Annotated in this window: 20 protein-coding genes and 1 tRNA gene; 11 read left to right on the top strand and 10 right to left on the bottom strand. The window is 53.3% G+C overall.

Annotated elements, in window-relative coordinates; translation table 11 throughout:
- Window positions 1-67: 67 nt before the first annotated feature.
- Together KZH41_RS25905 and KZH41_RS25900 are read right to left on the bottom strand one after the other, a co-directional pair.
- Window positions 68-670 carry a hypothetical protein gene (locus tag KZH41_RS25905; RefSeq protein WP_263273964.1) on the bottom strand — a complete coding sequence of 201 codons (603 nt, stop codon included), beginning with the start codon at window positions 668-670 and terminating at the stop codon, window positions 68-70.
- On the bottom strand, window positions 670-1,938 hold the full coding sequence (locus tag KZH41_RS25900) for a sialidase family protein (RefSeq protein ID WP_242152422.1): 1,269 nt from the start codon (window positions 1,936-1,938) through the stop codon (window positions 670-672). The genes KZH41_RS25905 and KZH41_RS25900 overlap by 1 nt, the downstream gene beginning before the upstream one ends.
- A gap of 257 nt (window positions 1,939-2,195) precedes the next feature.
- Here KZH41_RS25900 and KZH41_RS25895 point away from each other — a divergent pair, with 257 nt between their 5' ends.
- The 3 genes from KZH41_RS25895 to KZH41_RS25885 all read left to right on the top strand — a co-directional run bounded on the left by KZH41_RS25895 (window position 2,196) and on the right by KZH41_RS25885 (window position 5,003).
- A complete protein-coding gene (locus KZH41_RS25895; RefSeq protein ID WP_094949409.1) occupies window positions 2,196-2,858 on the top strand; it encodes a response regulator in 663 nt (220 codons plus the stop codon).
- Complete coding sequence (locus KZH41_RS25890) at window positions 2,855-4,207, top strand: ATP-binding protein (protein ID WP_094949410.1); 1,353 nt, start codon at window positions 2,855-2,857, stop codon at window positions 4,205-4,207. The genes KZH41_RS25895 and KZH41_RS25890 overlap by 4 nt, the downstream gene beginning before the upstream one ends.
- Before the next feature lie 229 nt (window positions 4,208-4,436).
- Entirely contained in the window at window positions 4,437-5,003 is a 567-nt protein-coding gene (locus tag KZH41_RS25885; protein ID WP_263273963.1) for a hypothetical protein, read from the top strand.
- Window positions 5,004-5,006: 3 nt separating this feature from the next.
- Here KZH41_RS25885 and KZH41_RS25880 read toward each other — a convergent pair whose 3' ends face one another.
- The 3 genes from KZH41_RS25880 to KZH41_RS25870 are packed head-to-tail and all read right to left on the bottom strand — an operon-like array spanning window position 5,007 to window position 6,886.
- Window positions 5,007-5,489, bottom strand: a complete 483-nt coding sequence (locus KZH41_RS25880) for a hypothetical protein (protein WP_263273962.1) — start codon at window positions 5,487-5,489, stop codon at window positions 5,007-5,009.
- A 39-nt stretch (window positions 5,490-5,528) separates the two neighbouring features.
- On the bottom strand, window positions 5,529-5,753 hold the full coding sequence (locus KZH41_RS25875; protein ID WP_094949413.1) for a hypothetical protein: 225 nt from the start codon (window positions 5,751-5,753) through the stop codon (window positions 5,529-5,531).
- Window positions 5,750-6,886: an S-type pyocin domain-containing protein gene (locus tag KZH41_RS25870; protein WP_242152416.1), complete on the bottom strand. Its 1,137-nt coding sequence runs from the start codon at window positions 6,884-6,886 to the stop codon at window positions 5,750-5,752. The genes KZH41_RS25875 and KZH41_RS25870 overlap by 4 nt, the downstream gene beginning before the upstream one ends.
- Window positions 6,887-7,210: 324 nt before the next feature.
- On the opposite strand from KZH41_RS25870, the gene KZH41_RS25865 reads away from it, so the two are divergent.
- Together KZH41_RS25865 and KZH41_RS25860 are read left to right on the top strand one after the other, a co-directional pair.
- Window positions 7,211-12,535, top strand: coding sequence for a reverse transcriptase domain-containing protein (locus KZH41_RS25865; protein WP_263273961.1), 5,325 nt, complete (start codon window positions 7,211-7,213; stop codon window positions 12,533-12,535).
- A gap of 413 nt (window positions 12,536-12,948) precedes the next feature.
- Entirely contained in the window at window positions 12,949-13,257 is a 309-nt protein-coding gene (locus tag KZH41_RS25860) for a DUF3077 domain-containing protein (RefSeq protein WP_263273960.1), read from the top strand.
- A gap of 209 nt (window positions 13,258-13,466) precedes the next feature.
- Here KZH41_RS25860 and KZH41_RS25855 read toward each other — a convergent pair whose 3' ends face one another.
- The gene (locus KZH41_RS25855) at window positions 13,467-14,150 is read right to left on the bottom strand and encodes a peptidase M12 (RefSeq protein WP_141240508.1); all 684 of its coding nucleotides are present in this window, start codon (window positions 14,148-14,150) and stop codon (window positions 13,467-13,469) included.
- A 261-nt stretch (window positions 14,151-14,411) separates the two neighbouring features.
- Window positions 14,412-14,783: a PH domain-containing protein gene (locus KZH41_RS25850; RefSeq protein ID WP_263273959.1), complete on the bottom strand. Its 372-nt coding sequence runs from the start codon at window positions 14,781-14,783 to the stop codon at window positions 14,412-14,414.
- A gap of 134 nt (window positions 14,784-14,917) precedes the next feature.
- Between KZH41_RS25850 and KZH41_RS25845 the strand changes: the two genes are divergently transcribed.
- Window positions 14,918-15,553, top strand: a complete 636-nt coding sequence (locus tag KZH41_RS25845) for a LysE family translocator (protein WP_242152409.1) — start codon at window positions 14,918-14,920, stop codon at window positions 15,551-15,553.
- A gap of 112 nt (window positions 15,554-15,665) precedes the next feature.
- On the opposite strand, the gene KZH41_RS25840 is transcribed toward KZH41_RS25845, so the two are convergent.
- The gene (locus KZH41_RS25840) at window positions 15,666-16,358 is read right to left on the bottom strand and encodes an NBR1-Ig-like domain-containing protein (protein WP_094949419.1); all 693 of its coding nucleotides are present in this window, start codon (window positions 16,356-16,358) and stop codon (window positions 15,666-15,668) included.
- Between the two features lie 231 nt (window positions 16,359-16,589).
- Between KZH41_RS25840 and KZH41_RS25835 the strand changes: the two genes are divergently transcribed.
- Together KZH41_RS25835 and KZH41_RS25830 are read left to right on the top strand one after the other, a co-directional pair.
- Window positions 16,590-17,396 carry a 2OG-Fe(II) oxygenase family protein gene (locus KZH41_RS25835; RefSeq protein WP_263273958.1) on the top strand — a complete coding sequence of 269 codons (807 nt, stop codon included), beginning with the start codon at window positions 16,590-16,592 and terminating at the stop codon, window positions 17,394-17,396.
- 24 nt (window positions 17,397-17,420) lie between these two features.
- Window positions 17,421-18,080: a LysE/ArgO family amino acid transporter gene (locus KZH41_RS25830; RefSeq protein ID WP_263273957.1), complete on the top strand. Its 660-nt coding sequence runs from the start codon at window positions 17,421-17,423 to the stop codon at window positions 18,078-18,080.
- On the opposite strand, the gene KZH41_RS25825 is transcribed toward KZH41_RS25830, so the two are convergent.
- Together KZH41_RS25825 and KZH41_RS25820 are read right to left on the bottom strand one after the other, a co-directional pair.
- On the bottom strand, window positions 18,030-18,359 hold the full coding sequence (locus KZH41_RS25825) for a hypothetical protein (protein ID WP_263273956.1): 330 nt from the start codon (window positions 18,357-18,359) through the stop codon (window positions 18,030-18,032). The two genes, KZH41_RS25830 and KZH41_RS25825, sit on opposite strands and share 51 nt — an antisense overlap.
- A gap of 94 nt (window positions 18,360-18,453) precedes the next feature.
- Window positions 18,454-18,538, bottom strand: a tRNA-Leu gene (locus KZH41_RS25820).
- 108 nt (window positions 18,539-18,646) lie between these two features.
- Between KZH41_RS25820 and queA the strand changes: the two genes are divergently transcribed.
- The 3 genes from queA to yajC are packed head-to-tail and all read left to right on the top strand — an operon-like array spanning window position 18,647 to window position 21,199.
- Complete coding sequence (gene queA / locus KZH41_RS25815; protein ID WP_094949422.1) at window positions 18,647-19,696, top strand: tRNA preQ1(34) S-adenosylmethionine ribosyltransferase-isomerase QueA; 1,050 nt, start codon at window positions 18,647-18,649, stop codon at window positions 19,694-19,696.
- A 5-nt stretch (window positions 19,697-19,701) separates the two neighbouring features.
- A complete protein-coding gene (tgt, locus tag KZH41_RS25810; protein ID WP_162490598.1) occupies window positions 19,702-20,817 on the top strand; it encodes a tRNA guanosine(34) transglycosylase Tgt in 1,116 nt (371 codons plus the stop codon).
- 43 nt (window positions 20,818-20,860) lie between these two features.
- Entirely contained in the window at window positions 20,861-21,199 is a 339-nt protein-coding gene (yajC, locus tag KZH41_RS25805; protein WP_003175975.1) for a preprotein translocase subunit YajC, read from the top strand.
- The last annotated feature ends 15 nt before the right edge of the window (window positions 21,200-21,214 follow it).

Genomic DNA, 21,214 nt, shown 5'->3' with positions numbered 1-21,214 from the left:
TCAGCCACCTTACCCGGTACCTGATACACCGCTATCGCGGGCAAGCCCGCTCCCACCGTTTTGAACTTCATTGCTTTCTCGACAGTGCTCGGCTCGGGTATTTCCAGGCTGCTTTTACCAGCAGCCAGGATCCTGCGACTATGCAGTAGCCCGTCAAGAGCGGATCGACCAAGTAATCCCAATAGTTCTCCGACGCCTTGAACCGCAACGCGAACGCCAGGGTGCCCAGCGCCAGCATCCACACCGCCAGCGTATTGCGCAGCCACAGCATCAACAGCGCCGCCGCGCCCACCAGCACAATCATCGGCCGAGGGTTGAAGCCCCAGCGGTACGGGTCGTAATACGTCAGGCCCAGCGTGGCGGGGTACAACAGCAGGCTCAGCACGCCAAACAGCACCAGCAGTTGCAGCTGATGTTGACGAGTAACCGGCTGCACCACGCCCAACCGGCACAGCCCCACCCACGCCAGCAACACCAAGGTGCTGATGGCCAGGTCATCGGTAAAACTGCGCACATACGCCGCCAAGGGCAGTTCATTCACCGGGATAAAACTCAGCACTACCAACACCGGCAGCAGCCACGGCCGCCACGGTGCGGTAAAGCGCAGGGCACACAACGCCACAAACCCCAGCAGCACAAAACTCAAATGGGCTTGCCACACAGAAACCATTACAAATGCTCCGCCAGCCAGGCTTCGTTGAAGCTGACATGTTTGATAAAGGTGTTATTCCACGAGTACACCAAGTGGTACATGCCGTCCGGGCTGCGGCTGAAGTACGGGTACTCGTACTCAAAATCGCAGCCACTGGGTTTGCACACGCGGTAATCCAGGTTGCTCAGAAAGCGCTGCTCCAGCGGCAGGCGCTGGGCACCACTGGAGGCGCGGAAGCCTTCGCCGATGATTTCTTTGTAGGCCTCATGGGCGAACGGCTGGCCGAGCGGGTCGGGCGACTGGTCCAGCTCTATCACCGTACGCCATTGGCTGAACTGGGCATCGGTGCCGTAAAGGCTGAGCTTGAAGCGGCCGTCTTGCAGGTCGTTGAGGGCGACCAACAAACCGTCGTCCCGGGTGGCCACCGCCGCCAGCGATGAGTTGGGGTTGGCCGGCTCCAGCGGGTACGGCTCGCTCCAGGTTTGGCCGGCGTCAATGGTGCGGCTGGCGAGCACGCGGTGATAGGTGTCACCGGCATAGCGCAACATCGCCACGGCGCGCAGGCCATCCTGCGCCACGATGGTCGGTTGCAGAGAGTTCTTGCCACGGCTGATGCGGAATTTGTCGATCACCGCACCGTCGGCGCTCAAGTACAGGTACTCGGCAAACTTGCCCATGAACTCGTGATACACCGGCAGGCCGATAGAACCGTCGGCGTGAAACACCGGCGCGGCACGCACCAAGGTGCTGATATTAAAGAACGGCGAGGTCACCAATTGCCGAGGCGCTGACCAGTTCGCACCGAGGTCTTCCGAGACCATCACGTTGATCGCACTGGTGGCCCAGCCGCCGACCGACACCGACACGTAAAACATCCACAGGCGTTTATCCGGCCCCAGCGCAATCACCGGGTTACCCAGTTTGCGAATGTAGCGCTGAGTGCCGTCGCGGGTACTTTCGCGCGTGGCCAGCACCTGTTCGGCGCCCCATTCACCGCTGCGCGCATCAAACCGCGCGGTGCGCACTTGCACATCGGCGGCGCCTTCGCGCGAACCTGCAAACCACACGGCCATCAAGTCGCCGCCGGGCAGGGCGGTGACGGAGGAGGAGTGCACAAAGTCGGTGAGTTGCGAGGACACGAAGCGGCTGGTGTATTGCGGCGCCGCCGCGACCTTTGAATTGTTCGGGCTCGCTTGGGCAAAGGGCGCCAGCACATGGGGCGGATGGCTAAGCCAGGCGGCGATGAAGACCCCTAGCAGGCTGCAGATCAGTAAAACGGGGCGCATAGAGAACCTGTCGGAAAAAAGGATAACTGCGCATGTTCATCCGGCAGGTGCTCCTGCGGCCGGTGAGCATGGATAACGACAGGTTGTCCCGTACCTGGTCCCATAAACGCAGGAATATTTCTCTGCATACGTGGGAAGGTTCACAGTGCAAAACCAACCTTAGCGCAACCTTAGTTGGCAACGTGGCGTAACATCTTTCCCGCAAGGGCCCGCACCAGAACCGGCATGATTCCGCCGTTTCCTACAGAGAATCTGCTATGCGCCTACTCCTAGTCGAAGATGATCGTGCCCTCGGCCAGGGCATTCGCGTGGCATTGGGCGCCGAAGGCTACACCCTGGATTGGCTGCAAGATGGCCTCAGCGCCCTACACGCCCTGCGCACGGAAAGCTTCGATTTGTTGCTGCTCGACCTCGGCCTGCCACGCCTCGACGGCCTCGACCTGCTGCAACAACTGCGCGCCGAGCAACACGACTTGCCGGTGCTGATCCTCACCGCCCGCGACGGCACCACCGAGCGCATCGCCGGGCTGGACGCAGGCGCCGACGACTACCTGATCAAACCCTTCGACGTCGAAGAACTCAAAGCCCGCGTGCGCGCCCTGTTGCGCCGCAGCCAGGGCCGCGCGCAACCGATGCTGGAACACGCCGGCGTCAGCCTCGACCCCGCCACCCAGCAAGTGCGCTACCAGGACGCAGACATCATCCTCACCCCGATGGAATACCAACTGCTGCACCAACTGATGGTGCGCCCTGGCAAAGTCGTGACCCGCGAGCGCCTGGCCCGCGCTTTATATGGTTGGCAGGACCGGGTTGAGAGCAACACGTTGGAAGTGTTGATCCATAACCTGCGCAAAAAGTTATCCACAGAGCTGATCCGCACCGTGCGCGGTGTTGGCTATGTGCTGGTGCTCAAACTGTGAACTCGGTTCGCGCGCGCATCCTTATTCCCGTGCTGATGCTGATCCTGCTGGGCGACGCCCTGATCTGCTGGCTGATGCTGCGCGACAGCCACCACGAAATCGAAGAAGTCTACGACGCCCAACTGGCCCAAAGCGCCCGCCTGCTGCAAGGCGTGCTGCGCCAACGCGACCTCGGTGAGGCCGACTTTGACCGCCTCTACCAAGCCTTCGACCACGCCATGAGCCGCATCGGCGAAGACGGCGCCGCCCACCCATATGAAACGCCGCTGACCTTCCAGGTATGGCGCACCGACGGCCAACTCCTGGTGCGCTCCGCCCAAGCGCCGATCCTCGATGCACCGCCCACCCACCTCGGCGCCCACGACCTGACCCACGATGGCAACGACTGGTGCGCCTTCCTCCTCGTTGACCCACAGCAGGGTCTGCTGATTTGGGTGGGCGAGCGCGACGACATGCGCCAAGACCTGATCGAACGCATCGTGCGCCACACCCTCTGGCCCACCTTGATCGGCGTGCCGCTGCTGACCGTACTGATCTGGCTGGCCATCGGCTGGGGCTTCAAACCCCTGCGCGCCATGGTGCTGGCGATTCGTGGGCGTAACACCGACGCCTTGCAACCGTTGAGCCTCAAGCCCCTGCCCTCCGACCTGGAACCCATGCAAACCGCGCTGAACCGGCTGTTGGTGCACATGGATGACCTGCTGGAACGCGAACGCCGGTTTATCGCCGATGCTGCCCATGAACTGCGCACGCCGCTGGCCATCCTGCGCATCCATGCACAAAACGCCCAAAGCGCCGCCACCGAGGAGCAACGGCGCGAAGCGTTGGATTTTCTGGTGAAGGGTGTGGACCGCGCGACACGGGTTGGCAGCCAATTGCTGACCATGGCGCGCATCGAACCGCACCTGAGCAACCTCGTGTGCAAGCCCGTGCAACTGATGGAATTAGTGCGCGAAGAGCTCGCTGAGCTGGCGCCACTGGCGATGGACAAGGGCGTGGAGCTGGTGCTGGAAGGCAACGAAGATTGCTGGGTGGAAACCGAACCGGTGGCCCTGGCCATCGCGCTGCAGAACCTGGTAACCAATGCGCTGAATTTTTCCCCGGCAGGCAGCGAAGTGAAAGTGCTGATTGGCGCTAACTGCTTGAGCGTGGAAGACCAAGGCCCGGGGATTGATGAAGCCGAACTGAGCCGCTTGTTCGAACGGTTCTACAGCCGCGATAACGCCAATGGCGCGGGCTTGGGCTTGGCGATTGTGGACATGATCGTGGGCAAGATTGGTTGTCGGTTGATGTTGCACAACCTGGAGCAGGGCGGGTTGTGTGCGCGGTTGGTATTCAACCAAACCTGAAGCGGCCCCGGCTCAACGGTGGGGAATATGGGAAATGTGGGGCGCGTAGGAAATATAGGAAATGCAGGGCATGTAGGAACGGTGGGAGTTGTCGAGCCCCAGCGAGGCGACGATGGGATCACCTCGGTACGCCTGCCCAACCCAAGCGCCCGCATTGCTGCTCTGCTGCAGATCATTCGTTTAAACTCCGCTCCAGTCATCACGTTCACCCTCGATAAGGACATCCCCGATGAAGCGAATCGCGCTGCTCACCCTCGCTCTGGCCCTGTGCGCCTGCCAATCCAACCAGCGTGACTCATCGCCCTCCCTGCTCAAAGACGGCATCCAGCTGCGCCAAAAAACCGTGGCCGTGGACGCAGACCACGCCAAAGTAGTGATGAAAGCCTATGGCGGCACTGCGCCGGTGGAATTCTCGATACGCCGTGAGGGCGATGCCGACCCACGCATGGAAATCCTCGGCACGGTGATGGACACCGGCGAAGGCCGGGTTTTCAACTGGATCGCCAAATTAAACCAGACGGTCGCCAGTGCCGGGCTCAAGCGCTTTCCTCAGTTGGAGATACAGGCTGATCCGGGCAAGCAGTTGACCGTATCCAGCACCGCGAGAGAGTCTCGACCGGGTATCTACTCAATGTGCGGGCCGGTGCTCAGCAGCTTCGTGCCGGAGCGGGCGAAGGTGTATTTGGTGGAGTTTCAGTTCAAGGGGGAGGTGTGTGTGCAGCAGGTGTTTGATGTGACGGACCCGGCGAATCGGGTGTTGGTTGAGGGGGCGGGGAGTGGGGTGAAGTCGGGGTGAGTTTTAACGTGGAGCCTGCGGAAATACCACACCGTTGAAGGTGTGGGTGCAGCAGTTACAATTTGGCGTCATCTGTTCGGATGTCAGTTGGGGGTTAACTTTTTGCAGGAGGCCTGCGGCGTCGACCCACAAACCGCTGTAATAGCTGGAATCACCTAATCGCACATATTCGTCTTTGTCGCTTTCATGCAGCGCAACCATCCAGAACACCGGCTCTGTGCGATCCAGGCGAGCGTTAGCTTCGCTGAAAACCTTGTCCCACGGCTGGCCGACTTTGGACAGGAGAAAGCGGAATAGTGGCGTGTAGTCAAAACCGTGTCGTTGATGGCTGTGCATTGAGCCACGGTTAGACAGTGAGCTTTTTTCACTTTTGGTATGCCGCTCATAGCGATACGCGCAATGACTACCGTGGTGCACACCATGGGTTCGGGTGTTGACTGAGCGGTAGAGGAGGGGCTTTTTCTCTGAAAGTGAAATTCTACGCATCAAACTTGGACTCTTTGGAAAGTTAGCGTGGTGTGGCCATTACGCGTCGCATGCCAAATACAGCGACGCATTTTTTGGAAATACCAATGAGGTGAATTTTTCGATGCCTTCGATTTGTTGGGGAGTAAGTAGGTAGTCATAAACACATTCGTGTTCGTCCTCCCAACCCATAATAGGCAGCAAATCGGCAGCTTTCAGGTTGAGCGGGATCTCAGTCGAAATATGCTCGCTCCCCGCTGGGACTACGTAGATCAGGTGATTCATGGGTCTATCCTTCTCTTGTCTTCTGCATCTTTGGTCCGTTCACCTGTTATAGGATCGAATTCACCCAAGTGCTTCCCTCGCTTGTTGTACTTCTCGACCTTGCCTCGTTCGAAGTCCCATTCGTAGATATAGCCATGGGGATCCTTCCAGCGCGGCCTAAGGTGGCCTCCGCCCTTGACTCCGGATTTGGACGGCGCACGTACGGCCTCTGGAAACGCGGTTAAAAACCGTGGGCTCGGTTGATACTTGTGATCCCCAGCCCGAACGCTAACCACCACATACAGCGGCCGAACCCCCGATTCCACCGGGAACACCAGAATAAAATCCCGATACTCCGGCGGATAAATCGGGTTCACCAGAATCTGCGCCGCCTTCTCCGTCGGCGGGTAAATCCAAATTACCGGCGCTTGCGGCGCAGCCTCCAACGCCGGAATACCCAGCGTGTCGCCCCGATCAACCGCAGGCGTCCAGATCAGCTCCACGCCCTCACCCAAATCCGCGACAAACTGATCGCCACGGCTTTGGAACTGCACCACATCAATCATCTGCCAATCGGCATGGTTGCCCGTGTAAAACCCATACCCCTTGAGCGTGCCATCCTCACGCTGCTCCACATGCAAACGCATCTGCGACCGCGCCCGTTGCAGCGAACGCAGTTGCTCCTCGCTGTAAAGCGCGCTATCGCCCAGCGCCGACGGCCAAGCCAGCGCCACTAACCCCGCCAACAGCCCACCCGCCACAGTGCCAGCGGCGCCGACTGCGGACTCCACCACCGCTGAGCGCAACGCCAATTGCCCCAAACCAACGGGCAGCGCACTGCCGCTGATCTTGCTCAAGGCAACCGCGCCTCGGCTGTCCACCTCGCGCCCACCCAACAGGCTGAAATGGCCGTAATCCTTGATCAGCTCCAACGGTACGTAACCGGTGGGGTTGTTGTAGCGAATAATGCCGTCGGGCAGTTGGCAGGGTTTAGTGAACACGCAGCCGGGAAGCTTTGCGGGCGAAGGCGCCGGGGCGGGTGCTGAGTCGAATAAATCTATCGGCGGCGAATAGGGCTCCCGCTTCGGCTGCGGAGTCAGGATTCGCCGTTTGAGTTGGTCCTCTTCGGTGATGGGGTACGCGCGTTCTGGCATGACGGGCTCACTTCCTTGTGCGAGGAGTGAGCGTACGAGGGGGAATAAAAAACTGATGTCGGCTTCGGTCGATGGAAGATGTGAGAAAAGGCGCTTAAAGTAAAAAATGGTTCAGAGCACCATGGACGTGCCGATTTCTTCACTCCTGATTTTCGGTCACTAAAATTGAGTATTGAAACCTTGATTTATATAGGGGAGGATGGCAAAACAGTGGCATCACAGACTGCCTTTCGTACGACCAAGTGAAAGCAGGTCGCATAAGCTAAATGTCACTTGGCTGTATTATTCAATTTGGTATGGTTTTAAAATTTAAAAGGGATTTTTATGTCGCGTCTAGTGAATGAAGTAGCCGCAGTATTAAGTGACATCTTTAGCTCAGATCAGAATTTCCACATAAAGCAAAAACCTGACGGCAATTACGTTCGGCGAAGCGGCGCTTTAACTTCTGATGTTATTTCTGGTTCTATTAAAGAAAGCGGAGCGATTGGGCCATACCAAAAAAATGTCGACTCATCGGTTAACTGGATCTGCTTTGATTTTGACGTAAAGAAAAAATTTCTAGGAGGACAGCTTTTTGTTGACGCTGTAGCTGAGCTAAATTTAGCGGTTAACTCATTCTGTGAGAAATTAACTGGGGCAGGCATACCCTATATTCTAGAGTTTTCAGGGCAGAGAGGAATGCATGTTTGGATAATATTTTCAGAGAGAATGACGTATAGAACTGCTTTCGAAATAATTAATAAAATTAGTTCAAATTGGATATCGCTATCTGAGTCTGCAATGGTTGCAGTTGATCTTTTTCCAAAGGCGAAAGCTCCCTCCGGTGGGGTTGGTATGGGAGTGAAGATACCGATCTCTAAGCATGTGAAATCCGGATTTTATTCGTTTTTAGTTCCCGATCAAACGAAATCTGGGACTGCGCATAATTTTGGAATGTTGACAGATGAGATATTGGAAGAACAGTTGGTTCTATTAAAAGCCACTCGGCGTACCTCCAAAGCGGAGCTGGAAAGCATTTTAGGTGTTTTTTTTGAGCTGACTCAAGACGAGAGTATGACTGCCGCTCGAGTAAGCTCAATACTTCTTGAAGACGACGCGTCATTCAATTTGGAGGAGCTCTTCGCGCACTGGAGTGCGCACAAACCTCTTTTGAAGATGACGAATAGAGTTTTAATGGAGAAAGCACTGAGTCATGCAGAAAGAATGTTGCTTGTGGGGGTTCTAGTCAATGTGAAGTCTTCTCGTCATGAGGATTTTAGCAAGCGTATATTGCTGGGCATATTTTCAAAAATGCCAAATTTTGATAAAGAAAAAAGCTTAAGAGCTATGCAGCAACTGAAGTCATTTTACTTCCCTTCGCAGCAACAAATTGAAAGTGTGACCGGAGAGAGATTCGACAAGGTGTTACCTGTGGACGAGCTTTTAGGTATCTGCATTCCTAAATATAGAAGTTTTATAGAAGGGAGCTTTGAGTTCTCTTTAGATGATATAAAGGTTGTCAGAGCTGCAGAAGTCAACTATATTTTTCAGAATGACGAAGTTCAGGCAAATAAGGTTTTAAGTTTCCTTTATAATGCAGATGATGCGTACTTGCTAAGTAAAGTAACGGAGTATGTTGATAAACATTCTCTTGTAGGGTGTTATAAGCATGAGCGTAAAGAGGTTGGTAAGGATAGAACGTTGATTACGCTTGAGGGCGTTGAACGGTTGGCTACATCCCTTATACTTAAGCAATTAATATATTTCTTAGAGTTTGAGTCTAGTAATAACTCTTTTGGTTATCAAATAAATCCAGGTTTTAAAGATAGGTATATATTTAAGCCTTGGTTGAACTTATGGGTTGAGTTTGTAGCTGGTATTAGTTCAGTTATAGAGGATGAGGATAATAGCGAGTATTACATAGTTAAGGCCGATATTTCCCGGTTTTACGATCAGATCCCCCATGAACCTATTAAGAGGCTGCTTCTGGGTAAGGTTAACAAAAAAATAGATAAGAGGCTTGATACTTTACAAGGTGACTCAATAGCATCATATCGCAGGTTAATTGAAGTTCTATTTTTTGTTACAAGCAATTTGGCCGGTCGCGGAGCTGAAAGGGGATTTCCGCAAGGGCCGGCGTACGCTCGCTTTTTAGCAGAATTGTACCTTGATAATATCGATCAAGGTTTTGATGAGTCTTTAAAGCAAGGAGAAGTTCTTTTTTATCGTAGATATGTTGATGACATATTTATAATATGTCGCTCTGAGAAGGAGGCCCGTGAAAATCTATCTAGATTAAAAAGGGAAGTTGAAAATCTAGGATTGTCGATGAATGATGAAAAAACAAAAATAACGAAGATCGAATATTTTACAGAGGATTTTCAGCGTTACAAATCACAATCAAAATATACCGTGGACCGGGCTTCTAGGAATTATAATACAGCTACGGATACACAAAAAAATCTTGCTATAAATGAGTTTATCTCAATAATTCAGGCTGATACATGTGAAGATGATCTAGCTTTCGTCTTTTCGCATCTGTCGGGCGTACCAGAGGTTGAGCATCTTAAGTTGGAAAAGGTTCTACCTACGCTTGCCTCAGGCGTCGGTCGTGGCAGTATGTTTCGTCATTTATTTGGCTTTGTTCTAGAAAGTTCAGATCGCTGGAGTTTGCTGTCTGACGTCGAAAGCTTAAATGGTTTGCAGTCTGAAGTTTTTACAAGTGTTTTGTTGTCGTGTATGGAGTCGACAATAAATGAAAGGTTGCTATTTGACTCAGTTGTGTTGCCTTTTTTTAGAAAGTTAACAAGAACTAAACTTGTGGACGAAAATATTTGCTTTCTTAAGTTTAGCCATGGGCTAGATTTGGATTTATCTAGAATCGACATCGAAGTTGTTGTTGCAGTTTTATCTTGCTGTGCCGAACCACTTAATGTGGAAGTCGAAGATGAGCTTATAGAAACTCTAGCAATGCGATTAAATGCTGAACAGGACCTTACGGTTTTTGTTAATTGTATCTATCCGTTAAGCATGTGCCAAAAGATCACTCCGCATTCTCTGAATAAACTTTCTAGCGTGTTCTATGCAAAATTCTCCAACGCGTCGAGGTTAGGGTACCTCCAATTAGCTACGTATCCAGGCCTTTTGTACGAGCTACCTGCGACTCGTTTTTATCATCTCCTTTGTCTGTTCTCTCTTTCGGATGTTAATGAAGACTTGGAGGTTTTGAGAGCAGCATGGGAGTACTGCATCAGTATATTTAGTAATATTATGCTGTCGGATCGCTCCTTTAAACCAGATAACTGGTATGAGCAACTTTCTCGTGTCAGTATTAGTGATCCTAAAAGTAATGTAGTGCTGACTGCAATTATTGATGGTTCTATTTGTCGTGGCGTGACTGATACTTGCAATTTGTTTGGTTTGTTTCATAATGCAGTAATTATATTTTTAGCCAATAATTCGGCAATTGTTAAGCTTGTAGATGTCGGGGCTGCCCTCGAAGAATTGAAAGTTAGCGGTGTTTTTTATAAGTGGCTTATAGAGAATGATGGCGTTGGTTTTTTTCCGAATAAGAACTGGTTTGAAAAAAACGCTTTTGAAAACAACTGCATTCTTTTAAAGAAAGATGGTCAAATACTTATTAGAAAAAACGGTTCTGATTTTTTTTCTCATGAGGGAGTAAGACTTTATGAAAATGGCTATGGTGAGAAAATCGAAAGCTTTGATCGTGCCTCGTATTGCTCTCTAAGTAGTGCGCTTTCAGGGATTACGGTTTCTGAGAAAATAGATCGTTTTTTAGGTTTGTTTAATTGCTTTAAAGACGGTGGATTCCCTAACGTATTTAATAATGAAAGTTTTCTGTTGCGCACAAATCTACAACCTTTCTCGGAGGAGTTGAATGGCCTGCCTAGACTACTTAGGCAAGAGGCTAATGGTGATGTTCTGTCTTTTCCAAATGATCCAAAGCACTTCATTGATTGTTTTTTTGAACTCAGGTTTGCGGATGAAACAAATAGTGTGATTAAGCTGATACGAGATAAGTATCTTTCGGCGTTGAGAGGGGTCGATCTTGTATTGTTTTTGGGTTTTTTGCGGGATGACTTAAAAAGAGTTTCTGTAAATGATCGTGAGAGATATTTGGATCTTGCTGTAGCCTCCAGCTTGTATCAGTCTTTAGAAGGTTGCGAGAAACGTATTGAGGTTTTTGTTGATAACTATGATCGGTTCAATAAAGAGGTAAGGAGTAAGTATATATATTGTGTTCAGAAGGAAGACTCAGTGGATGATTCGTCCCCTTTAATGATAAGGGGGACTATAGTGCTTGCGCTAGAAAGAGTTGTACAGGTTTTAGCTCCTGTATTAAGGTTCTTTTTGGATCTAGATGTTGGTAAGTATTTTTCAAAGTTGGCAGTGATAGTTGAGTCAGATGCTATGTTGGGTTTTGACTTGTCGTTGAATCTATTTTCTAAGTGTCGTGTTGATGTACGGCATACAGATAAAGTTGTTTCGGTTTTGAGTTTGGAATGCCCTTTTGAGAGTGTTTATGTAGTACATGTGGAGGGTGAGGAAGTACAAATGTTTAGTTTGGCCGCGCATGGCTATGTGCTTCGCTCATCTGAGCATATATATTTTGTTTATAAAAATGGTTATTTGGTATTGCTACCTTTAAGTAGTGCGGTAAGTAAGATGTATGCTTCGATTAAAAAGCAGTGGATTAGAATTAGGGCGGATCAAGAGTTGCCTGCATCTTATCCGATCCGTTCAGTTGTAAAGGTCTCCCCTCATTTGGATTGTTTTACTCAGGCTGTAACAAATATATCTGTTCATAGAGATATTAGCTTTGCCAGTGCTGAAACTTTATTTAATGTTTGGCTATCTGGTTTGCCTGTTGAATTTCATCAGGGGTTGTGCTCTCTGGTTGCTGGTCACGTTGTAATGACCCATAGCGAAGTTGATGAGTTTATTATAACGGTTAAGCAGTTGCTTGTTGATAGTAGCAAAAATCCCTTTTTTATAAAAAAGGTTGGCGATTTTAACGGGGCGCATAGAATTTTATATAAAGATCAAAGTATCGGAAGAAGAATTGACGCTTTTCATCCGCTTAATATACAAGAGGGCGCCGTCGAGGCAACCTTGATAGTGGATAATATTATATCCGGAAGTCAGATTGTTAAGGCGCTTGAATTTTATGTTGGTTGCGCCTCGGTTGACGAAAATTATTACAAATATTATGAGTTAGAGTTGGCTCGGTTGGTATCTGTTCTTAAGGGGTTAAAAGTTCTTAATCTGTGTCAGGTTTTTCATACGAAGAAGGGGTTGGAATATGTTGCAGAAAAATGCAAGTCTATTCTGGGGCCGAATGTAGAAGTGAGAATTTTGGGCGGGCGAGATATTGGTGGGGCTGCTTTTTTTGGAAGCACTCAGAATCTAGGTGAAAAAGACAAAAAGCTTATTAGAGAACTTTTCCAAGATAAACAAAAATTGAAACAGCTTTCTAAAAATCTTCAAGGAGATATAGATTCTCGCAAGTATTTCCGTATAGATGGTATCAATTTAGTGGCAAGGTATCGCTCACTTCCTAAGAAATGTTTTGAATTTCTTACGATGGAGTTGCTGCACGATAACGAGGGTGCACCATTCGAACGGGTCCTAGAAAAGTATGAATATTGATTCATGTCTTAAGTATGGGGTATGTTGAAAATGTCTATAGCTGAAATCTTTAGCCACGAAGCGTTTGTTTGAACAATGCTTTTGCTGCGGTACCTTCTAGGCCGTCGCTGTTTACTCAGCGGCCGGGCCTGGAATCCCGTGGAACAATAGCGCATAGGCGCCACTTTTTATCACGATCGCTGGTGTTTTTGTGCCAGCATATCCGTGTTATGGCGGCTGTGCGCGGGAGGCCTTCGGGTCTGCCGGGTTCCTATTGTCCCGGTTTTCCAGCCTGCGCATAGCTGCCACCCATTCGCCTGGAAACGAACGTGGCGGCTCTTCTCTACATTAGGAGTTAAGCCAATGAGCGTTTCTGATAGGTCGTACCCACGCAGCACTATACTCACCTCTACCGCGCAGTTCGGAGGTGCTCAATGATCAACCCACCCCTCAACAAAACCCTCGGCGTCATCACCTTCTCCACCTGCGGCGAACAGCCCAACCTCCACCGCCTATTCCGCGTCAACTCCGGCGTACCCATTCGCGACGCCCTGGAGCATGTCTCCGAGCTGCTTCACTGCTCCAAAATGCTCGCGTTGGATGCAGCCATGGACAAGAGCGCAGACCGTTACGCCTGGGCGGCGCATTATTTGGGGGAGATGGCGAAGGCGGTGGTGGATGATTTGGCCAATGGGATGTTGCCGAATGGGGTGATGGAGGAGGGGGAGGCTGTTGGTGTGTAAGCGGCTGGTTTGAGGGTATGGCGGCTGGCGTCTTCGCAGGCAAGCCAGCTCCCACATTTGGATCGTGGTGCACCCGCTGAACCGTGTTAGCAGTAAAAAAGACCTTGGGACGCCAAGGTCTTTTTTTGCCGAGCGGTTAGTCAAAGCGTCGTTTGTTCTTCAGCTCCTGCGTACCCCACACTCCTGATGGTGTAAAAACTCGCCCGGCATCACTCGGTCAGCGATTGTGTTGGCTCATCAAATCGGGCGCTAAGCAACGCTTTGGAAAGAGGCGCCGGAACAGGTGGCTTTGGCTTGGGGTAAGCCTCTTGCATTTGGGCTTTATCGCCGTCGCTGATGTCCCAGTTTTCCGATTGACCCCAGCCGCCGGATGTCCAGTCGTCGGTGACCTCGTAATGCATTATCGAATCGCCGTCGTAAGGTTGGTAGCTGTACTTATCACTGCGTTCCAAGGGCAAGATATTTTTGTCGACGAGATCCTGGGTCCAACCATAGCGCTTGAGCAGGTGGTCATACGCCTTCTGCCTGTCCCAAGGAATGCCTGAGTCGGGGTGTTGGTGAGCATGCATTGCGCCCAAGCCATGCCCGAACTCATGCAGCGCCACGAAGCGGAATTTGGGTGAGTGGATGTCGTCCAGCAGGATCATTGTGGGCAGGTGTGGCGGTATTTTTTTCGCGTCTATTCCTGCCGCAGTGCCGTAGGTGTTATTGATATGGTTGAGAGCGATACGGATGTCGCCTTCCTCGCCCAGGACGAAATCGAACTTGAGATTGACGTAAGGCTTCCATTCGTTGATCGCATCCTTTATCGCCTTTGCCTCCTCCTCGTTAACGTCATAGAGCGCTATCTTGAGCGTCGAACCATTGGGCCAGAGCTTGGTTTTGTCGATCACGTTGCGCTTGGTTCGTATCGGGCTGACAGACTGCGCCTCAGGGCTTGAGGCGTTGTCCGCGTAGGTGGCGCTATGGAACGGTTGAAGGAGACTGGGAGCGTTGACCAAAAGACTTATCACCCAAAGGCTATAGGAACCATTGTGTGGTACCGCTGAGGCCTACAGTTCCCTGTGCAGTCTTGTTTCAGTCAATTGCGTTGTCTGTCGCGGGCTTCCGAGCGACAGGCTTGAGCAACTGAGAAACAATAAGCGCACAAGGGATCAGCCCAGCAAGTGTTTGGAGATGATCCGCGAGATCTCCACAATCGAAGTCTTCCCGGTGAATTCAAACTTCACTTTCCCCAGCGACGAAAAGTAAATCTCCAGCTCCGAATCCAGATCAAACGTGCCGGACGTTTCCACCGAGTACGCGACGATGTTTTTGTACGGCAGCGAGGTGAAGTCCTTCTTGCTGCCGGTAATCCCCTGCACGTTCACCGCGATGATGCGTTTGGTGGTGAAGACCACGCCATCGCGCATGGCTTTGTAGGCGTCGATGACTTCTTCGCCGTCGAGCAGCAGGGCTGATAAGCGTTCGGCGTATTCGTTGTTTTGCTTGAGTTTGAAGAAGCCTTTGTTGTTGAAGTCGATCATGTGCCTGTCCTTGGGTGAATGGGGCGGTAACCGCCTGCGTGTGTGTATGACGTTTTGCTCGCGGATCTGTATCTAACGGCCTGCTGTTCAACGCCCTACCATGGCGCCCAGCACACACCTTAAGGAGCGACACCATGCCCGAGCTGTCCAGCTGGCTTGCTTATGGCCTGATCTCACTCGGCATGGTGCTCACGCCCGGGCCGAATATGATTTACCTCATTTCCCGTTCGATTTGCCAGGGGCGTAAGGCCGGGTTGATATCGCTCGGCGGTGTTGCGTTGGGTTTTCTGGTTTATATGTTTTGCGCAGCATTGGGCATCACCGCGTTGGTGATGGCGGTGCCCTTTGCGTACGACGTGCTGCGGCTCGGTGGTGCAGTGTATCTGGTGTACCTCGCCTGGCAGGCGGTGAAGCCGGGTGGCCGTTCGCCCTTTCAAGTGCGGGACTTGCCCCAGGACAGCCCGCGCAAGCTGTTCATGATGGGCTTGGTGACCAACCTGCTGAACCCCAAAGTGGCGGTGATGTATTTGTCGTTGTTGCCGCAGTTCATCGACCCGAACGGCCATGGCAGTGTGCTGACGCAGTCGCTGATCCTGGGTTTTACGCAGATTGCCATCAGCGTGAGCGTTAACTCGGTGATCGCCATCATGGCGGGCTCTATCGCGGTGTTCTTCGTCACCCGGCCGGGTTGGCAGGTGGCGCAGCGTTGGCTGATGGGCTCGGTGCTGATGGGCTTGGCGGTGCGTATGGCGGTTGAAGGGCGGCGGTAAGTGGGTGGTCGCAGCGCGGCGTTTGGTTCCGGAACCTGTGGCGAGCAGGTTTGTTGTGGCAAGCCTGCTCGCCACAATGGCAGTGTTCGTTCCATAGCTAATGGGTAGTTACTCAGCGGGCCATGACGTTGACGATCACATGCAGGATGAAGGCGGGGCCGTAGCAAGGCTGGCCGTGTTCATCCTCGATCCGCCAGATCGACGTGACGGTGCAGGTTTCCTTGGGCGCGGCGAATTCCACCGTGAGGTGCACCGGCTGGCCGGGCAGTGTGTCGGCAATCGGGATTTCGTTGTTCAGGCTGCGCAGGTGTGTGTCCATCACCACTTCCAATGGCGCACCCGTGGCGGTGCGTCGGGCGATCACGTATTCGCCGTCTACTCGCACCAACTTGCGGCCGCGCCAGGGGCGGGTGCCGAGGTTTTGGATCTCCCAGGTCTTCTGAAACGTCTCACCGGGTAACACGACGGTTTGGTCTGGCGTGGTGACGTCTGCGTTGAAGACGGCAACGTCGTTGGGGGCTAGCAGGCCGATAGCACGGTTGGTGGTAGCCATCGAGTGAGCGTCAACCGGAGCGCCTGCCAAATCGGCGAAGTAGCGGAACAGTAGCAGCGGTGAAACGTGAAGCGCCTTGGCCAACTTGATCAGTGTGCGCACCGAGGGATCTTTAGAGGCGCCACCGGCCAACCCGTAGAGGTAGGTTCTGGATATGCCCGCTTCCTTGGCCAGGGTGGTCATGGATTTGCCCAGTTCCCGGCTGCGTCGTACGACCAGCGCTCGGAGGGTGTCGCGCGTCTTGATGCTCATAGTTGATTACTCATCCCCAATCCTTGGTGAAAGTCGTTACGTTGTTAGCTAAAAAGGACAACCTGCCCGCCGCAACGTGTAATGGGCCATGCACACTCGCATCCTGCTGGCGACGTTGTGAAGGACATGGATAGTCCGCGTTTTGATTGGCTATATCCAGTGTCGCGGTTTCTCGCATGCTTGCGACCCCGTGTTTGTTGCATTCCTTTACAACCATCTCTGGATATAGCTATGAAACAGATAAAAGCGTGCTGTGAATCCATTGCTCGATCAGGCTTTGGCACCCTGCAAATCTCAGATGCGATGCAGCAGGACTACAAAAAGATCATTGATGGGTACTCGGCAATTTCCCAAACCACTAAGCAATCATTTTCCTTTGCCGAAGACACTGACGGTTTTTTCCCTTTTGGCGCTGAGTATTCGAGCATCGAAGACCACCCGGACCTGTGTGAGCGCTTCTGTTACTGGCCTGCGCATGCGTCGAAGCGAACGGATCTGGAGTTCACCCAAAGCCCGTTCTTCACTGCAGTGGATAGTTTTGAGCGCCAGATCAGCGAGCTCGCCCAAGCGTTAATGGACGGCATTTGTGCAGAGTTTGGCGTTGCTCCATTAGCGCCCTTGCGTTTGGCGTCTTACATCCAACTCTGTGTCTACGGTGCTCAGGCCTCAAACGGCGTGCGTCAATTTGCTCAGGACCCTCATGAAGATGGGCACATGCTGTCGTTTATCAAGCCTACCCGCGAAGGGCTGGTGTTGGTGAAGGGCGCTTCATTAGAGCCGGTCCGGCTTCTGGAAGGCGAGATTGCAGTGCTGGCAGGTTCTTTGCTCACTGAGCTTTCCGACCAGTCCATTCCTGCTGCCTATCATGCTGTGCTGGCGCCTAAGCAGCCGGTCGCCAGAAGCTCGTTGATTTACTTTGCAAATCCGAGCCCGGAACAGCTGCCGACAAGCTTTTTCCGCCGCAAACCCATTGACCTGAACAGCGCCGTCAACGCTCGTCATACCGGTTTCGGCAATCAGCCTATTCAACTTCTTTAATCGCCTCGCGGACTCGAACATTCCATGTTTCCACACTTCAACGCCCTGTACCTTGAAGGCTTGCTCCTGGGCATCGGACTGTTCGCCGCCCCCGGCCCAAAAGACACCTTGGTAATCCGCCAAGGTGTCGGCCGTGGTCCCATCTGGTGGGTGGTCGCTATTTGTGTGCTGGCCGATATCCTCCTGATCGCTATCGGCGTGACGGGGTTAGGGTCTGTGCTGGAAAGTTGGCCGGCGGTGATGGCGCTATTGCTCTTGTCCGGCGCGGCCTATCTGCTGTGGTTCGGTGGTCAGCGCTTGCTGGCCTGCATCCGCAACCAGTCCATGCCGGACACTCAAGGCGGCAACTCGCAACGCGGGCTGTTACGCACGGCGATAGTGCTCGGCTTCGCCAACCCCTACGCCTGGCTTGATACGGTGGTGCTGATCGGCTCTATCGGTGCGGCCAAACCCGCAGGCCAACAAGCCCTGTTCGCGACAGGGGCCATGACGGCATCGTTGGTGTGGTTTGTGCTGTTGGCGTTGGGATGTCAGCGTTTGACATGGCTGTTTCGCGCGCCCGTGGTCTGGCGATGCTTGGACGCTGGTGTTGCGGTGCTGATGGTTTACTTGGCCGGTGTGTTGATCATTGATTCACTGGATATCTTTCAGATAGTCCTGGAGGGTGGTCAGCGGCGCGCTTAGCTCATCAAGGCTGGGGGCCTGTTGCACATCAGTGGCCAGCTTGTGCAGCTCGCGCCCGAGTACGGTGTCGGCGCCGCCTAACGTAGTCAAAGCCTGGGCAATGCACTCATTAAGCTTGAATTGAATCGTGGCCAAATCCCCTTGGCGCACCAACAACCCGAACACCTCGCGCTCATACCCATCCATGACCAGGTCATCCCGCAGAACCGGGCTCGCGCCTTCGGTCTCATGCACCAGCTTGAGAGCAAAAAGCGCAACAGCTTCCAGCGTCAATTCCATGGTCTCGGCTCCTCAACGTCTGCGTTGGCCTGCGCATACTCACTTTTTTACAGGCGAAAAAAAAGACCTTGAATTTCAAGGTCTTTCTTTAAGATGGTGCCCCGAGGGAGAATCGAACTCCCACTTCTTTCGAAAACGGATTTTGAATCCGCCGCGTCTACCAATTCCGCCATCAGGGCTCAATGGCGGCGAAGTATAGAGATGAGATTACCGTTGGTCAATCACGTTTCATGGTCTATTTTCACTATTTCCGCTAGACTTCCCGGCCCTGCTAGACGAACCCCATCATGCGCGTTGCTGACTTTACTTTTGAGCTCCCTGATTCGCTGATCGCTCGCCACCCTTTGGCCGAGCGTCGCGCCAGTCGACTGCTGACCCTGGACGGGGTGAGCGGTGCCCTCGCACACCGTCAATTCACTGATTTGCTTGAGCATTTACGCCCAGGCGATTTGATGGTGTTCAACAATACCCGGGTGATTCCGGCACGGCTGTTTGGCCAGAAAGCGTCCGGCGGCAAGCTGGAAATTCTGGTGGAGCGGGTGCTGGACAGCCATCGCGTGCTGGCCCATGTGCGCTCCAGCAAGTCGCCGAAACCGGGTTCGAGCATCCTGATCGATGGCGGTGGCGAGGCCGAGATGGTCGCGCGTCATGACGCGCTGTTCGAGCTCAAGTTTGCCGAAGAGGTGTTGCCGCTGCTGGAGCGCGTCGGCCATATGCCGTTGCCTCCTTATATAGACCGCCCCGACGAAGACTCGGACCGCGAGCGTTATCAGACGGTGTACTCCCAGCGCCTGGGTGCTGTGGCCGCGCCGACGGCCGGGCTGCATTTCGACCAACTGCTGCTGGACGCGATTGCCGCCAAGGGCGTCGAAAGCGCCTATGTGACCCTGCACGTGGGGGCCGGGACGTTTCAGCCGGTGCGTGTGGATAACATCGAAGACCACCACATGCACAGCGAGTGGCTGGAAGTCAGCCAGGAAGTCGTGGATGCCGTGGCCGCGTGCAAGGCGCGCGGCGGGCGGGTGGTTGCCGTGGGCACCACCAGCGTGCGTTCGCTGGAGAGTGCGGCGCGTGATGGCGTGCTCAAGCCGTTCAGTGGTGACACCGATATCTTTATTTTCCCAGGCCGGCCGTTCCATGTGGTCGATTGCCTGGTGACCAACTTCCATTTGCCGGAATCCACGCTGTTGATGCTGGTGTCGGCATTTGCCGGTTACCCGGAGACCATGGCCGCTTATCAAGCCGCCATCGCCAACGAGTACCGTTTTTTCAGCTACGGTGATGCGATGTTTATCACCCGAAACCCGGCGCCGCGCGGCCCAGAGGAAACCTTATGAGTCGTATGTCGTTTGAATTGCTGGCCACGGATGGTAAAGCTCGCCGCGGCCGTTTGACCTTCCCTCGCGGCACCGTCGAAACCCCGGCTTTCATGCCTGTGGGCACCTACGGCACCGTCAAAGGCATGATGCCGCGTGACATCGTCGCCACTGGCGCCGAGATCATCCTCGGCAACACCTTCCACCTGTGGCTGCGCCCGGGCACGGAAGTGATCAAGAAGCATGGCGACCTGCATGACTTCATGAAGTGGCAAGGCCCGATCCTCACCGACTCCGGTGGTTTCCAGGTGTTCAGCCTGGGCGCCATGCGCAAGATCAAGGAGGAGGGCGTGACCTTCGCCTCGCCGGTGGACGGCTCCAAAGTGTTCATGGGCCCGGAAGAATCGATGCAGGTGCAGCGCGACCTGGGCTCCGACATCGTGATGATTTTCGACGAATGCACGCCGTACCCGGCGGATGAAGACGTGGCGCGCATTTCCATGGAGCTGTCGCTGCGTTGGGCTCAGCGTTCGAAGAACGCCCACGGCGACAACACGGCGGCGCTGTTCGGTATCGTCCAGGGCGGCATGCACGAAAGCCTGCGCAAGCGCTCGCTGGAAGGCCTGGATAAAATCGGTTTTGATGGCCTGGCTATCGGCGGTTTGTCGGTGGGCGAGCCCAAGCACGAGATGATCAAGGTGCTGGATTACCTGCCGGGCCTGATGCCGGCTGACAAACCTCGTTACCTTATGGGCGTTGGCAAACCGGAAGATCTCGTAGAGGGTGTGCGCCGCGGTGTGGACATGTTCGATTGCGTGATGCCAACCCGTAATGCCCGCAATGGGCATCTGTTCATCGATACAGGCGTGCTGAAGATCCGTAACGCGTTCCATCGCCATGATGATTCGCCGCTGGATCCCACCTGTGACTGCTACACCTGCCAGAACTTCTCGCGTGCTTATCTGCACCATCTGGACAAGTGCGGGGAAATGCTGGGTAGCATGTTGAATACCATCCACAATTTGCGTCACTACCAAGTCCTGATGGCTGGTTTGCGCGAGGCTATTCAACAGGGTACATTGGCCGCCTTCGTCGATGCCTTCTATGCCAAGCGCGGGCTCCCTGTGCCGCCCTTGGACTGAGTTTTCCGACCCTAAGATTCACTATTTGCAACTGGAGTGCTAAATGAGCTTTTTTATCTCTAATGCCATGGCTGACGCCGCTGCGCCTGCCGCTGCCGGCCCTATGGGCGGTGGTTTTGAGTGGATTTTCCTGGTCGGCTTCCTGGTCATCTTCTACCTGATGATCTGGCGTCCACAGGCTAAGCGCGCCAAAGAGCAGAAAAACCTGCTGGGCAGCCTGCAAAAAGGCGACGAAGTTGTGACCACTGGCGGCATCGCCGGCAAGATCACCAAGGTTTCCGATGCTTTCGTGGTTCTGGAAGTCTCCGACACCGTAGAAATGAAGTTCCAGAAGGGCGCCATCGCCGCCACGCTGCCAAAAGGCACGCTCAAAGCGATCTGAGTAACAACCTTTACC

It is taken from the genome of Pseudomonas sp. YeP6b, assembly GCF_025642995.1.
Classification (GTDB): domain Bacteria; phylum Pseudomonadota; class Gammaproteobacteria; order Pseudomonadales; family Pseudomonadaceae; genus Aquipseudomonas.
This window is presented reverse-complemented; position numbering and strand designations above follow the sequence as displayed.